This window comes from Streptomyces sp. NPDC002793 (assembly GCF_040295485.1).
Classification (GTDB): domain Bacteria; phylum Actinomycetota; class Actinomycetes; order Streptomycetales; family Streptomycetaceae; genus Streptomyces.
In genome coordinates, this window is sequence record NZ_JBEOVL010000025.1 from 69,826 (window position 1) to 84,473 (window position 14,648).

12 protein-coding genes and 1 pseudogene are annotated in these 14,648 nt (G+C 70.6%); 3 read left to right on the forward strand and 10 right to left on the reverse strand.

The features are described 5' to 3' along the window. Nucleotides 1-810: 810 nt before the first annotated feature. Nucleotides 811-1,286 (reverse strand): annotated as a pseudogene (locus tag ABT001_RS23525) (IS5 family transposase); the annotation flags it as partial. A 3-nt stretch (nt 1,287-1,289) separates the two neighbouring features. On the opposite strand from ABT001_RS23525, the gene ABT001_RS23530 reads away from it, so the two are divergent. After that, nucleotides 1,290-1,874 (forward strand): imine reductase family protein, encoded by a 585-nt coding sequence (locus ABT001_RS23530; RefSeq protein WP_351280761.1) that lies wholly within the window; start codon nt 1,290-1,292, stop codon nt 1,872-1,874. 8 nt (nt 1,875-1,882) lie between these two features. On the opposite strand, the gene ABT001_RS23535 is transcribed toward ABT001_RS23530, so the two are convergent. The 8 genes from ABT001_RS23535 to ABT001_RS23570 form a co-directional block, all read right to left on the reverse strand. Continuing rightward, a complete protein-coding gene (locus ABT001_RS23535; RefSeq protein ID WP_351280764.1) occupies nt 1,883-4,687 on the reverse strand; it encodes a DUF5682 family protein in 2,805 nt (934 codons plus the stop codon). Then, nucleotides 4,684-5,796, reverse strand: a complete 1,113-nt coding sequence (locus ABT001_RS23540) for an ATP-binding protein (protein ID WP_351280766.1) — start codon at nt 5,794-5,796, stop codon at nt 4,684-4,686. Before ABT001_RS23540 ends, ABT001_RS23535 begins: the two co-directional genes overlap by 4 nt. A gap of 56 nt (nt 5,797-5,852) precedes the next feature. Beyond that, nucleotides 5,853-7,214 carry a vWA domain-containing protein gene (locus tag ABT001_RS23545; protein WP_351280849.1) on the reverse strand — a complete coding sequence of 454 codons (1,362 nt, stop codon included), beginning with the start codon at nt 7,212-7,214 and terminating at the stop codon, nt 5,853-5,855. A 65-nt stretch (nt 7,215-7,279) separates the two neighbouring features. Next, nucleotides 7,280-8,674, reverse strand: coding sequence for a hypothetical protein (locus ABT001_RS23550; protein ID WP_351280769.1), 1,395 nt, complete (start codon nt 8,672-8,674; stop codon nt 7,280-7,282). Next, nucleotides 8,674-9,177 (reverse strand): hypothetical protein, encoded by a 504-nt coding sequence (locus ABT001_RS23555; protein WP_351280772.1) that lies wholly within the window; start codon nt 9,175-9,177, stop codon nt 8,674-8,676. The genes ABT001_RS23550 and ABT001_RS23555 overlap by 1 nt, the downstream gene beginning before the upstream one ends. 101 nt (nt 9,178-9,278) lie before the next feature. Continuing rightward, complete coding sequence (locus ABT001_RS23560; RefSeq protein ID WP_351280774.1) at nt 9,279-9,935, reverse strand: alpha-ketoglutarate-dependent dioxygenase AlkB family protein; 657 nt, start codon at nt 9,933-9,935, stop codon at nt 9,279-9,281. Between the two features lie 7 nt (nt 9,936-9,942). After that, nucleotides 9,943-10,452, reverse strand: coding sequence for a methylated-DNA--[protein]-cysteine S-methyltransferase (locus tag ABT001_RS23565; RefSeq protein ID WP_351280777.1), 510 nt, complete (start codon nt 10,450-10,452; stop codon nt 9,943-9,945). Between the two features lie 80 nt (nt 10,453-10,532). After that, on the reverse strand, nt 10,533-12,020 hold the full coding sequence (locus ABT001_RS23570) for an AlkA N-terminal domain-containing protein (RefSeq protein ID WP_351280779.1): 1,488 nt from the start codon (nt 12,018-12,020) through the stop codon (nt 10,533-10,535). 134 nt (nt 12,021-12,154) lie between these two features. Between ABT001_RS23570 and ABT001_RS23575 the strand changes: the two genes are divergently transcribed. Both ABT001_RS23575 and ABT001_RS23580 read left to right on the forward strand, forming a co-directional pair. Continuing rightward, nucleotides 12,155-12,649, forward strand: coding sequence for a Fur family transcriptional regulator (locus ABT001_RS23575; RefSeq protein ID WP_351280782.1), 495 nt, complete (start codon nt 12,155-12,157; stop codon nt 12,647-12,649). Further along, nucleotides 12,642-14,114 carry a catalase gene (locus ABT001_RS23580; RefSeq protein WP_351280851.1) on the forward strand — a complete coding sequence of 491 codons (1,473 nt, stop codon included), beginning with the start codon at nt 12,642-12,644 and terminating at the stop codon, nt 14,112-14,114. The genes ABT001_RS23575 and ABT001_RS23580 overlap by 8 nt, the downstream gene beginning before the upstream one ends. 81 nt (nt 14,115-14,195) lie before the next feature. Here ABT001_RS23580 and ABT001_RS23585 read toward each other — a convergent pair whose 3' ends face one another. Beyond that, the gene (locus ABT001_RS23585) at nt 14,196-14,573 is read right to left on the reverse strand and encodes an ankyrin repeat domain-containing protein (RefSeq protein ID WP_351280784.1); all 378 of its coding nucleotides are present in this window, start codon (nt 14,571-14,573) and stop codon (nt 14,196-14,198) included. Between the last annotated feature and the right edge of the window lie 75 nt (nt 14,574-14,648).

Genomic DNA, 14,648 nt, shown 5'->3' on the forward strand with positions numbered 1-14,648 from the left:
CTTCTGATATCCCCGCACGCCGATAGAAGTAACCTGTTCAGGGGAGGCGAAAAAAGTAGTATTTAGCGAAGGCGTTCCAGTCTTCCCTGTCACTAGTCCCCCTGTTGTTGACCCGTCATTTGTTTACCCGTCATGCTTTCGATTTCCTGGTTGGGGCGAACCGGTGAACTGCCCCGTCGCACCACGTCAGTGCGCTACCTCCGTGCAGTCTGACCAGGTAACGCGGGGGTGGACGCGGCAACGTGCGAGGCCCGTTCCGTCGCCGAGGGGCCTTATCCAAAGCCCCGGATCACGGGCGCGGGCCCGGTCGTTCACCAGTTTGTCCCACACGGCTCTTTGTGCACTGATCGAGTGACCGCTCAATATCTCATTGGTGAAAACTTCCCCCCGAGGTGAGAGGGGTGACGAATTAAGCTTTCCGCATGCAACACTCGCTCGATACATTGTTGCGTGGGCCGCCGGGGTCCGGAGCGGGAATCGGGAGCGGTGGTACGCGAGGGACTGGAGTATGCCGCAGGGCGCTCGCTCGCAAGTCCTTAACTGATCGTTTCAGAATGAAGCGCTTGGCCAGAGAGTTCCGGGTTGCGATGATGCGAACTCGATTGGGCGGTGGGGGACGGGGACAGCAGATGACGCGGTGGCAGCTCTTGCAGGGAGATGTCCTGGTCGGTGAGCTCAGTGAGTACGGCTTGTGATCAGCCGTTCTTCCTGGCGCGCTTCACCCCGTGATCTGGCTGGGAGAGCGTGAGGCCGTTGTTCGAGGCATCGGCGACCTACGGGGGCCCGGACCCGGATGGGATCTTGACCGTGTCCTTTGCGGGCGATGCGGACTCCGATGTGCCTGCCCCAGAGCCATCGCCGCAGGTGGGGGACGTCGTACGCCTTATCGGCGTGAAGGCGGCGGGGCTTCGATTCCGTCGCGTGGGATTCGTGTCCCATGTGGAAATGGGACAACATGGGCTTCAGCGCGAGGCTGTCGTGGGTGTTGGCCGCGGAGAGCCCGACGCGTAGAGGCAGTCCGTCCGTCGGACAGGACGTGCATCTTGGAACCCGGCTTACCCCGGTCCACGGGCTCGGACCTGTGAGTTCGCCCCCCTTTTAGCGCGCACGTGCGCGGAGTCCAGGACCGCCCGGGACAGATCGGTCAAGTCCCGTTCATCCAGGAGCTGCAGAATCCTCTGATGCAGCCGACCCCACACCCCGGCTCTCAACCAGATGACGAACCGGCGGTGCACGGTCGACTTCGACGCACCGAAGCACGGCGGCAAGGCCCGCCCAGCACACCCGCCATGACCCGCACCCTCCTCGCCGCCGGTCACCCTGTCACCGTCTGGAACCGCACCGCCGGCCGTGCCGACGGCGTCGTCGCCGACGGAGCGACGCTCGCGGCCACTCCGGGCGAGGCGGTCGACGCGAGTGACCTCGTGATCCTCAGCCTCACCGACTACCCGGCGATGTACGACGGAGAGGACCCAGGTCTCGCCCAGCTGATGTACCAGGCCCAGCTCACACTCTTCCTCACCACCCTGTCCGCCCTGATGCACGCCACCGCGATGCTGGGCACGGCAGGAATGAAGGCGCAGGAAACACTGCCGGAGCTGCTCTCCGCCGCTGATTCGCTGAGCGCCATCCTCAGAGCCGGTGAGGAGGCCCCCGGCGCCGCTCTGGACGCCGGAGCGCACCCCGGCGACCTCAGCACGGTCACCATGATGGGTGCGACGTCCGATCACATCGTCGAGACCAGCTCGTCGCTCGGCCTCGACCTCGCGCTCCCCCTGGCCGTGCGGGCCCACTACCGGCGCGCGATCGAGGACGGGCACGGGGGCGACAACTGGACCCGCATCATCGACGGCATCCGGGAACCGCGTCGCTGAAGCAGGGCTCAGACTCCCGCCAGCAGCGCCTCCAGTGCCGACGCCGTCTCCGGGTGGCGGCCGACGAGACCCGCGCCCGAGGGCGTCGGCGCCTCCCCGTCCGTCTCCCAGGTGCCCTCGTAGCCCAGCAGTTCGGCCACGCTGTCGCAGGTCCCCGGGTGGGCGGCGAGCAGTACGGCTCGACGGGCCGTGCCACCGCCGGCCGCCGCCGGGGCGGCGGCCACTTCGGGGGCCGCCTGCCACGGCGGGACCCACGCGTCCAGCGCCGCGAGGCGGCCGGGGAAGACACGACCGGCTTCGCGGATCAGCAGGGGGGCCAGGTCGGCGCCCTCGGACCGCAGGGTGGTGATCAGTGTCGGCAGCCAGGGCAGCAGCACCGGGTCCGGCAGCCGTGCGAAGGCGTTCGAAACCGCCTCCACGACGAAGTCGGCCAGCTGGGGCACCGGCTCCAGGGCGTGCAGGAACCCACTGAGATAGCTCGGGTAGGAGGACAACACCAGTGGGTCCGCGAGCAGTTCGTCGCACCGCTCCCTCAGCTCGGCGCGGGAGAGCTGCCCGAGCTGCACCTGGGCCGCCCACAGCAGCGCCGTCCTGGAGGGATCCCGCGGATGCGACTGGGCGAAGGCCAGTTCCAGCTGGGTCCGGTCGCAGCCGAGCGACAGGGCCAGGCTCTCCATGCTGAAGAGGAACCCCAGCATCGCGGCGACCTGGCGCACGGTCGCGTCCTCGTCGGTGAACGCCGTCGGCAGGAGCGTGCAGTAGTGCGCGTATCCCGTCGTGGCGAAGGACTCGATCCACGACGGCAGCGCCGGCCGACTGATCCGGTAGTACGCCAGGAGCCGGCGCACCCTGCGCAGGACCTCCGGCGCGCCGTCGACACTGCGTTCGGTGGCCAGCACCTCCAGGGCGCGGGTGCCCAGCTCGTCGGCGAGGCGGCCACTGCGCAGATGCAGCACGGCGTCCTCGACGGCCGCGAGGACCTGCGCCGTGGTGGCGTTCGGGGCGTAGGCCGCGCGGCGCAGGCGCTGCTCCAGGACCTGTTCGATGCTGACGCCCTCGTAACCGAGCTCGATGAGGGCCCGCTGATGGGTGCCCAGCGCCAGGTCCCAGGACTCCTGGACCGACTGCTTGCCGAGCTCCCGCTCACCCATGATCGGCCGGGCGGCGCCGTGGGGCATCAGGTGGCGCAGCATCCACAGCACGTCGGAGCATCCCCGTAGCTCCGGCCGGGAGGTCATGTCCAGCAGGGCCCGTTGCACGCCACGCTGCTGGAGCTTGAGGTTCAGCGGGGCGAGGCGGTCGTGCACGTCGCGGGCCAGCGGGGGCAGCGCGTCGTAGCCGACCCGGCCGATCCGGTCGCCGCCCATCAGGATCTCGACGAGGCGGCGGACATCGCGGCGGCCCGGTACGGTCTCCTTCTCGATGCAGGTGACCGCCGCGTCCTGGAAGTCGTACGGGGTGGGCCGGGCCCGGTCCCGCATGCCGGCGAGCAGGATCGACGTCTCGAACACGGCTATGGCGTCCGCGGTGGAGGCGAGGTAGCCGTTGCGGCGGGCGGAGCGCACGATCTCCACCGACCAGCCGAGGAGTTCGGCCTCGTCGAGCCGGTCGAGGGCCGGCGGGCTCTGCAGGAAGCCGGAGAGCTTGTCGGTGGGTGGATCCGGGGCCACGGGGACGGCCGGAGCGGCGGACTTCCTCTGCTTCGCCGTCTTCTTCGCGCCCGCCTGGCCCGCGAGCCGGAACGGCTGTACCCGGGTCCGCTTGAGGTTCTTCGCCCACTGGGTGGCGGCGATCGACACGGATCCGGCGGCCAGACCGAACTGCGCCTCGATGGCCGCGTGGCTGGACGGGATCAGGCCGTACTGCCAGGTGCTCTCGCTCGGCGGGCTGATCTCGAAGGTGTCGCTGCCGTGCACACCGAACTCCTCGACGCGGCTGGACGCGTGGAAGGCGCCGCAGACGTAGAGGCAGTCCTCGGGGGCCGTGCCCGTCGCGGCGAGGTGTTCGCGCATGCGGGTCCACATGTAGCGCTCGCGGTCCTCGTCGACGCGGACCCGGTCCGGGTCCCCGGGGGCCAGCCTGCGGAACAGGCTGCCGATCAGCAGCATGACCTGACGGTAGGTGTCGTGGTCGCTGTCGCCGAGCGGCAGTTCGACGTACTGGTGCCACCATTCCGACCAGTGCCGCACACGGCCGTGGTGCAGGAGGTGCTCCTCCAGTTCCGCGAACCGGGGCCGCAGGTCGCCGATCTCCACCCCGACGGCGTCGCCGTGCAGCGCCGCCTCCTCCTCGGCGGGCGGCGCGTCGGGGTCGGTGGGCTCCGTCGCGCCGGCCTGCCACTGGAACACGTGGTCCGAGGACCGGTCGACGAGGACCAGCTCGACGCCCGGGGTGTCCAGGGCGTAGGCGATGGCCTGGTACTCGGCCGAGGCCTCGGTGATCGGAGCGACGACCGACAGCGGTGCCCACTCCGCGGGGAAGCCCTTGACCTCACTCGCGAACGCCTGGACGGCCACCGGGAGCCGGCAGTTCTTCAGCTCCGCCAGGAGGGGGGCCATGTCCTCGCACAGCTCCAGATACACCACCTTCGGCTGCTTCTCCCGGAGCCGCCGTGCCATCGCGACCGCCGAGGCGGGCGAGTGGTGGCAGACGGGGAAGATCTCCAGCGGCTCGCGCACGGCGCGGTCGACGTCGTCGACGATGCCCAGGAGGATGCCCTGGAGCGCGTCCGGTCCGTCCGCGAACTCCGATGCCGCGTCCTGGAGTTGTCCGCGCAGCGCCTCGAAGGGCGCCGCTCCGTTCAGGGCGGTCATGACAGGGTGGCGATCGCGTCGCGGCCGCCCTCCAGGAACTCCGGCCAGGAACCGCCCTGTTCCTTGCTGCGCGGCTCGACAACACCGTGCAGGTACTTGTTGAGGATGGCCAGGTCCTCCGGTTCGCGCCGTGCCAGCGAACCGACGAGCGAGGAGGCGAGGGTGCGGGCGGTCAGCGCGCGCTCGCCGAAGAAGTTGCTGTGCAGGATCGCGTCCTCCAGTACGCCGATCTGCTCGGCGCTCGACAGGGCGGACTCCAGCTTCTCGTCGTCGCTGCCCGCCGCGGCGGCGGAGGCCCGGAGGTCGGCGAAGCTCTGCAGCAGCACGTCGAGCAGGGTCGGCGGCACGTCCAGCTCGATCCGGTGGCGGCGCAGCAGTTCCTCGGTGCGGAAGCGGACGATCTCGGCCTCGCTCTTCTTGTTCGTCACCACCGGGATGCGGACGAAGTTGAAGCGGCGCTTGAGCGCGGAGGACAGGTCGTTGACTCCCCGGTCACGGCTGTTGGCCGTGGCGATGACGGAGAAGCCCGGCTTGGCGAAGACGATGTTGTCGCTGTCCATCTCCGGGACCGAGATGTACTTCTCCGACAGGATCGAGATCAGGGCGTCCTGGACGTCGCTGGTGGAGCGTGTGAGCTCCTCGAAGCGGCCGATCGCGCCCGTCTCCATCGCGGTCATGATCGGCGAGGGGATCATCGACTCCCGTGACTGGCCCTTGGAGATGACCATGGACACGTTCCAGGAGTACTTGATGTGGTCCTCGGTGGTGCCTGCCGTGCCCTGGACCACCAGGGTGGAGTTGCGGGAGATGGCGGCGGAGAGCAGCTCGGCCAGCCAGCTCTTGCCCGTTCCCGGGTCGCCGATGAGCAGCAGGCCGCGGTCTGAGGCCAGCGTGACGATGGAGCGCTCGACGAAGCTGCGGTCGCCGTACCACTTCTGGGAGATCTCCCGGTCGAGGCCGTCGGAGCGCTCGGATCCCAGGATGAACAGACGGACCATCTTCGGCGACAGCCGCCAGGAGAACGGCTTGGGACCGTCGTCGACCGACTCCAGCCAGTCGAGCTCTTCGGCGTACTTGATCTCGGCGGGGGCGCGCAACAGGTCGGACATGTGTGGAGGCCTCTCTGAGGTTTCGGGTTCGTCTGCACCGGGTGGGCGGATAGGCCCTATGTGAGGAAGGTCTTGAGCTCGTGTACGAGCTTGCGGATGTGGCCGGAGAGCACCGGCGTCCCCTGGTCCTTGAAGCGCTCCCGGAACCACGGGTTGACGCTGGCGCGGCCGGAGCTGGTCACCGAGCCGACCGGGATGAATTTGGCCCCGGAGCGGTGGATGGCGGCCATGCTTTCGAACAGTGGCTCGGTCTGCCATTCGTAGAAGTCGGAGATCCACACCACGACCGTGTTGCGGGGTTCGGCGATCTTCGGCTGGGCCAGTGCCATGGCGACCGTCCCGTCGGTGCCGCCGCCGAGGTTGGTGCGCAGCAGGGTCTCGAACGGGTCGTGCACCCAGGGGGTCAGGTCGAGTGCCTGGGTGTCGTAGGCGATGAGGTGGACGTCCACCTTGGGCAGGCCCGCGAAGATCGAGGCGAGGATGGTGCAGTTGACCATCGAGTCCACCATCGAGCCCGACTGGTCGACGACCACGATCAGGCGCTGGGGCGTCGTCTTGCGCGCGGTGTGGCGGTAGAAGAGCCTGTCGACGTAGAGCCGTTCCTCTTCGGGGCTCCAGTTGGTGAGGTTCTTCCAGATCGTGCGGTCGAGGTCCAGGTTGCGGAACACCCGCTTGGGCGGGACCGAGCGGTCCAGGGCGCCGACGGTCGACTTCTCCACCTGCGTCCGCAGTACCTCGGCCACGTCGTCGACGAAGCGGCGGATCAGGGCCTTGGCGTTGGCCAGGGCCACGCCGGAGAGGTTGTCCTTGTCGCGCAGCAGCTGTTCGATCAGTGACATGCTCGGGGTCAGCTGGCCGGCCAGCTGGGGATCGGCGAGCACCTCGCGGAGCCTCATCCGCTTGACGAGGCCGGCCTCGATGGAGCCGAGCGCCGGGCCGATCTCCGGGATGAGGCGGCTGAGGTCGGGGGTCCTGCCGCCACCGCCCGTGCCGGTCGGGCTGACACCCGTGCCTCCGGCGCGTCCACCGCGCAGCTCGCCCGGTGTGCAGCCGAGTGCGCGCTCCAGCCAGCCCGCGTCGGACTGCCACCGGGACAGCTGTCCGGCGGTGACGGTGCCGGGAGGGGTCCGGAAGACGTTCAGCAGGACTTTCGACACGAGCGCGGCGCGCCGCACCTCGGCGGCCCCGTCTCGGGCGTCGTCAGCCGTTCCTTCTCCCCCGGCGGCCTCCTCCGGGACCATCAGGCCGTCGAACTCCGCTGCCAGTTCGGGGTGGCGCTGCACCACGGAGTCGACCGACGCCTGCGGATCCAGCAGCGTGGCGGGCAGGCCGATGTCCTCCACCACGCCGAGGCTCGCCGACTCCAGGGTGGCCTGTTCCTCGGGGTCGAAGAGCCGGGCGAGGAGGCGCCAGTACATGACCTGGCGGCGGTTGTCGTGCGAGGCCTCCGCGGGTGCCCCGGTGGGTGCGTTCTGCTGTCCGGTCACTTCCGCAGCAGCCTTCCCGCTCGCTCGCTCAGCACCTGCGCGGCGTCGGTGGCGGCCTTCTCGGCCCGCACCCCGGCCTTGTCGGCCGTGCCTCCGGCCCATGCCCCCGCGTGCACCGAGGTCACCTTCTTCCGCACCGTGGTCTCGACGGCGAGCGGCTGCACGGTGAACGTCCCGGCGTCCCAGCGGATCAGAGCGATGCACGCGCCGGACCTGGCGACGGCCTCGGGGGTGAGCGGCCCGGCGGCCGGGATGCGGTCGGTGTCGACGACCAGGTCGAACCCGGCGACGGTGAAGGTCAGTACGCCGTCGTCATCGGTCCGAGCGGTGTAGCCGTCCAGGAAGACGGGCACGGCGATGCACGCCGGATGCCGGTCCAGGGGGGCGGTCACCGGGGCGGTCGCCGTGGGCAGTGCCACGCGGGCGGTGGCGAACGCCTCGGCGGGTTCGCCGAGGCGGGCGTGTTCGTCGTTCCAGACGAGGTCGCCCCCGGCAGTGACCGGCATTCCGGTGAGCTCCATGGAACGGCCTTCGCCGGCGGCCGCGAGGAGCGACATGTGCGGGCGCAGCAGCTGCCAGATCCCTGCTCCGACGACCGTGTCGGGCTTGGTCACCGACACGCCGGCGCGCACGAGGCGGGACGGCGAGCCGTCCGCGGGTTCGAACACGGCGTGCACCTGTGCCTGTGCGGCCGTCGCGTGCTCCTGCAGGTCGATCCCGAGGGGCAGCAGACGTCCGTCGGCGGTTCCGGTCGCGGGTGTGGCGGCCGCACCGGGCACGGTCAGCAGCATCCCGCGCGACCAGAGGTCGGCCCAGCGGCGTACGGGGAAGCGCTCAGCCGAAGCGCCGGGGCAGGACGCGGCGAGTTCGGCGGCGAAGCCGTCGAGGAGGGCCGCGAGGCGGCGCAGGGACGGGTCGGGAAGCATCGCGGAGACGAGCTCCGCCGCCCCGGACACCACGTCGTGGTCGAGGCCCTGCCATCCGGAGCGCGCCGGTTCGGAGAGCCAGGCGCGGGCGGCGTTCAGCAGATTCACCGCAGGCGGTGCGGCGGCGACCGGTGCCGGCTCCGCCGCTCCGCGCTCCCGCCCCGCCGCGTCCTCGACGAGGGTCAGGAGCGCGTCGTGGACGGAGCCGAGCAGTGCGGTCCGCGCGGCGGCCAGGGCCACGAAGTGGTCCTCGTCCGCCGCCCCGGCCGATGCCTTGGCGGCTGCCTCGGCCACCCTGGCGGCCAGCGGCGTCCCCGTCACGGCGTCGGCGAGGCGCGTCGGGCCGGCGGTGCCTGCGGTCTGCGGACGGAGCAGGCCGGCGACGAGCGCGCGGTCGAAGGCCTCGACGGCTTCCAGCGCCTCGTCCAGTCCGTCCACGGGTTCGGCGAGCAGGTCGGCGCGCATCAGGCCACCGCCCTGGTCGGCGGGAAGAACTGCATCTCGGGCAACGGCGTGGTGACCGGGGGGTGTTCGAGATACGCGAGGTGGCGCAGGAACCGGCTGAAGACGGATGCGGCGGCCTTCGTGGTGTCCGCCGGCGGGCGGGTGCCGCGCATGACCGTGGTCAGCGTGGCGCCGTCCGCCTCCCCCTCCGGGACCTCGATCTTCAGGTACCGGACGACGCGTTCGGTACCGTACTGCAGGACCGCCTCACCGATGAGCGCGGCGATGTGCTTGCAGAACGATCCGTGCGCGCCGCCGCAGGGCCTGTTGTTGTTGGTGCTGCAGGCGAACGCGTACGTGCCCGCGGCGACGGACGAGACGTAGACCCGCCCGATGTCCGAGCCGCTGGACACCACGCCCTGCAGGCGTCCGTCGGCCAGCTCGACGAACGGAACCTTGGCGAGCTTGCGCGGTCGCGCGGGTGGTATCACCCGTGCCGTGCTCGACCTCTCCCAATCCGACAACGCGCCATCTCCAATGCACAGCTGAGGGGTTGTTTCCGCCGGACCGGCGGAACACGACTGAACCTACCGGCGGGCACTGACAGCGGTTCCCGGAGAGGCTTCTACGTGAGCCCGGTGACGCGCATCGTGATGTTCAGGCGGCCCGATCCGAGCCCGGTGGCCGGGTCTCCGGTGCCCTCGTGGACCTTCGGAACGCCGTGGTAGGCGAAGCGTGAGGGGCCGCCGAGGACGAACAGGTCACCCGAGGAGAGTTCGATGTCGGTGTAGGGCTTGGTGCGGGTCCGGGTGTTGCCGACGCGGAAGACGCAGGTGTCGCCGATGGACAGGGAGACGACGGGGGCCGACGACCGTTCGTCCTTGTCCTGGTGCATGCCCATCCTGGCCCGGCCGTCATAGAAGTTGATCAGCGCGGTGTCCGGGGTGTAGCCGTGGGCGGCCGCCTCGTCGCCGTACGCCTCCAGCAGGGCGTCGCGGCCCAGCCGGACCATCCAGTCGGGGAACGGGGCGACCCGGCGGCCGTTCACGTCGTCCGCCGTGCGCGTGTATCCGTACGGCTGCCAGTGCCACCCGACGCAGACGGTCCTGACCGACATGACTCCGCCGCGCGGCAGCCGGGTGTGCCGTATGGGGACGGGCCCGGTGGCCCAGGCGCGGCACGCCGTCACCAGTTCGCGCTGTCGTGCGGGAGTGAGCCAGCCGGGTACGTGCCAGGCGCCCGGGGCGACCTCCATGGCGGGACGGGGGATCAGTGCGCTCATGACGCGGTCAGCCCGTCCGGTGGTGGCTCTCCAGGTCCAGGAGCCGCCGCTTGCGGTCGAGGCCGCCCGCGTAGCCGGTCAGGGCGCCGGTCGCGCCGATCACGCGGTGGCAGGGGCGCACGACGAGCAGCGGATTGGCGCCGATCGCGGTGCCGACCGAGCGCACCGCCGCACGCGGAGCGCCGATCCGTGCGGCGATCTCGCCGTAGCTGAGCGTGGTGCCGTACGGGATGTCGTCCAGGGCCTTCCACACGCGCCGCTGGAACTCGGTGCCGCGGCCGACGGCGTACTCGATGCCGAAGCCGGTCCGGCTGCCCTCGAAGTAGGCGCGCAGTTCGGATGTGATCCCGGTGAAGGCCGCCGCGTTCTCCGTCCAGCCGTCCTGGACCGTCGCCCCGCCCTTCTGACCGGGTACGGAGAGCGAGGCGAGGGCGGTGCCGCCCTGTGCGGTGGCCGACTCCTCGCCCACCAGGAGCAGCTCCCCGAGCGGGCTGTCGGTCGTGGTGTAGAGCGTCATGGTCGCGGTCCTTCCGGGTTCTTCGTCGTACACGTCAACTGTGCGGGATCCGCGGGGATGCGGCCGGCGGGATCCGGACGTCACGCTGTCACTGCGCGGGGCCGGTCGGCGGCGGCCTTCCAGAGGTGGTGCATGGCGTACGTACGCCAGGGCCGCCAGGCCTCGGCGTCCATGGCGTCGGCGCCCGTGTGCCGCATTCCGGTTCGGACGGCCACGTCGCCGGTCAGCAGCACATCGGGGTCGCCGAGCGCTCTCATGCGGATGTAGCCGGCGGTCCGGGGGCCGACGCCCCGCAGGCTCAGGAGTTCCTTCTCGGCCTGGTCGCGGTCGGCGCCCGGGTCGAGCCCGATCCGCCCCTCGGCCAGGGCCGCGGCGACGGTACGCAGGGTGGCGCGCCGCGACGCGGGCGCCCCCAGTTCCTCGAGGCCGGCTCCGGCGAGGTCCCCGGGATCGGGGAACGTATGGGTGAGGGCGCCGCTGGGCACCTGGAGCGGCGCGCCGTAGGCCGTCACCAGCGCGTTGCCGAGCCTGCGTCCGGCTGCCTCGGAGACCTGCTGGCCGAGGACCGCCCGGACGGTCAGTTCATGGACGTCGGCGGTCCCGGGGGCCCGTAGTCCGGGTGTACGGGCGACGAGCGGGGCCAGTGCGGGGACCGCGCCGAGACGCTCGGTGACCGCGTAGGGGTCGGCGTCCAGGTCGAACAGGCGGCGCATCCGCTGGGTGGCGGTCGTGAGGTCGCGCAGATCACCCAGGTGCAGCCGGCAGTCCAGCCACCCGTCGCCCGTCCTCTCGCGGACCTCGGCGATGCCAATGCCGTGCGGCAGGCGCAGGGTGCGCCGGTAGGTGCGGTCGCCGCGCTCACCGGCCATCTCCTCGATGCCGTTGAGGGCACGGGCCGCGAGGTGGTCGAAGATCTCGGCCGCGGCGTACGGCCCCCGGTGGGCGAGGCGCAGCGGCACTCCCCCGGCCCCGTCGGCGGTGCCGACGGATCCGAAGCGGGAGGAGGGTCCCGGGCGGGTGGTGCGCAGTTCGCCCGGGGTGAGGGCGTAGATCTCCCGGACCGTGTCGTTGAACTGCCTGACGCTGCTGAAACCGGCGGCGAAAGCCACGTCGGCGGCCTGCAGGGTCGTGGTCTGCAGCAGGACCCGCGCGGTGTGGGCCCGCTGGGCGCGGGCGAGCGCGATGGGCCCGGCGCCGACCTCGGCGTTCAGCTGGCGCTGGACCTGGCGGGCACTGTAACCGAGGCGCGCGGCCAGTCCGGCCACACCTTCGCGGTCGACGACTCCGTAGCCGATGAGCCGCATGGCCCGGCCCACCAGGTCGGCGCGCGCGTTCCAGTCGGCGGACCCGGGGACCGCGTCCGGGCGGCAGCGCCGGCAGGCGCGGAATCCGCCGCCCTGGGCGGCTGCCGCGGTGGGGAAGAACGTCACGTTCGCGCGCTTGGGCGTGGTGGCCGGACAGCTCGGGCGGCAGTAGATCCCGGTCGTGGACACGGCGAAGAAGAACTCGCCGTCGAACCGGGCGTCGCGGCTGGTCACCGCCTCGTATCTGCTGTCGTCACTGGTCATGCTCCAAGGGTGCGGCATCGCGCACCCGGGGTGCTGGCGGGAATCGGACGCCGCGCCCGCCTCCGGGTAGGCGGCTCCAGGACTGGTTTCATTCTTTCATTGGAATCATTCCAGAAAAGTGGTTCACTGCGTAGGTGATCGAAACCGAGGCCACGACACTCCTGCGCGGAGCGTCATTGCGTGTGACCCGCCCCAGGGTCGCCGTGCTCTCGGCGGTCCACGAGGCCCCGCACGCCGATGTCAGTACCCTCCTCACCCTGGTTCGTACACGCATCGGCACGGTCTCGACCCAAGCCGTCTACGACGTACTCAAGACGCTCGTCGACGCCGGACTGGCGCGGCGGATCGACCTGCCGAACTCTCCGGCACGGTACGAAGGGCAGTCCTGGGACAACCATCAGCACGTGGTCTGCCGCGCCTGCGGCACGATCGCGGACGTCGATGTCCCCCGGGGCTCTCCGCGCCCAGGGCCTGTTCCGAAAGCAGCGCCCCAGGAACACGGGTTCACCATCGACCGCGTAGAGGTGACGTACTGGGGCCTGTGCCCCGGCTGCCGCACCGCGCGTGGTCAGCGGGATCCGGAGTCGGTGCACCGAAGTCTTCACACGGAGGAGCAGGAAAATTTCTGACAACACGAAGCCGCTGACCACTGCCGCCGGCGCGCCGGTCGCGAACAACGAGAACGCCGTCACCGCCGGTCCGCGCGGTCCGATGCTTCTCCAGGACGTCTGGTTCCTGGAGAAGCTGGCCCACTTCAGCCGTGAGGTCATACCGGAGCGCCGCATGCACGCCAAGGGCTCCGGCGCCTTCGGCACCTTCACGGTGACGCAGGACATCACCCGGTACTCCAGGGCGGCGCTCTTCTCCGAGGTCGGCAAGCAGACGGAGCTCTTCGCGCGCTTCTCGACCGTCGCCGGTGAGCGCGGCGCGGCCGACGCGGAGCGCGACATCCGCGGATTCGCCCTCCGTTTCTACACCGAGGAGGGCAACTGGGACGTCGTCGGCAACAACACGCCGGTCTTCTTCCACCGCGACCCCCACCACTTCCCCGACCTGAACCGCGCCGTGAAGCGCGACCCGCGCACCAACCTTCGGTCGGCGGAGAACAACTGGGACTTCTGGACCAACCTCCCCGAGGCCCTTCACCAGATCACCATCGTGATGTCGGACCGCGGTATCCCCGACGGTTACCGCCACATGCACGGTTTCGGCTCGCACACCTACTCGTTCATCAACGAGAGCAACGAGCGCTTCTGGGTGAAGTTCCACTTCCGTACGCAGCAGGGCATCAAGAACCTGACCGACGCGGAGGCCGCCGCGGTCGTCGCAGACGACCGTGAGTCCTCGCAGGCGGACCTGTTCGACGCGATCGAGCGCGGCGACCACCCGAAGTGGACCTTCTACATCCAGGTGATGCCCGAGGCGGACGCCGCGACGTACCGCTACCACCCGTTCGACCTCACCAAGGTCTGGTCCAAGAAGGACTACCCGCTCATCGAGGTCGGCGAGCTGGAACTGAACCGGAACCCGGAGAACTACTTCGCCGACGTCGAGCAGGCCGCCTTCACGCCGGCCAACCTCGTGCCCGGCGTGGGCGCCTCGCCCGACCGCATGCTGCAGGGCCGGCTGTTCTCGTACGGTGACGCGGCCCGCTACCGCGTCGGCGTCAACCACCACCAGATCCCGGTGAACCAGCCGCGCGGCGCGAAGAACGTCAACACCTACCACCGTGACGGCCAGTTGCGGGTGGACGGCAACCAGGGCGCCGTGCCCGGCTACACGCCGAACAGCTACGGCCGCTGGGCGGAGCAGCCGCAGTTCGCCGAGCCGGGTCTGGCGCTCGACGGCGCGGCGGCCGACCGGTTCGACTACCGCGAGGACGACGACAACTACTTCGAGCAGCCGGGGAACCTCTTCCGGCAGATGACCCCGGACGAGCAGGACGCCCTGTTCGGCAACACCGCCCGGGCCATCGACGGTGCCTCGAAGGCCACCGTCGAGCGTCACATCCACCACTGCACGCAGGCCGACCCGGCCTACGGTGAGGGTGTCCGCAAGGCGATCGAGGCGCTGCAGGCCGGCAAGCAGGCCTGACCGGCAGCCGTGAACGCGAGGGCCCCGGGCGACGACGTCGCCCGGGGCCCTCGTGCGGTGACGGCCTCCGCTCCTGGCCGGTTACCCCAGCAGAGCCGTCCTGCCGAACATCTCCGCCGTCGCCCGGGCGCTGGGGGTGCCCGCGTCCAGGTCGGCGCCCGCGGCCACCAGCGCCTCGACGATCGCGTCCTCGCCCTTGAACAGGGCCCCCGCGACGGGTGACTGGTCCCGGGCGTTGCGCCGGTCGACATCGGCGCCGCGCCCGATGAGCGCCCGCACCGTTTCGGTCCGCCCGTGGTACGCGGCGAGCATGAGGGCCGTGTTGCCCTCCTGGTCCTGGACGTCGACCGGCAGCCCGTGGTCGAAGAACTCCAGGAGCTCCTCCGCACGGCCCTCACGGGCCAGATCCATGACGATCGCGACGAGTTGGCCGGTCTGTTCTTCGGAAAGCGGTTCCATGTCCTCATTTTAGGCGGGCGCCCGCCGGCCGGGCCGGGCAGCGCGACGGGGATCACAGCGCCCGTCCTGTCTGAA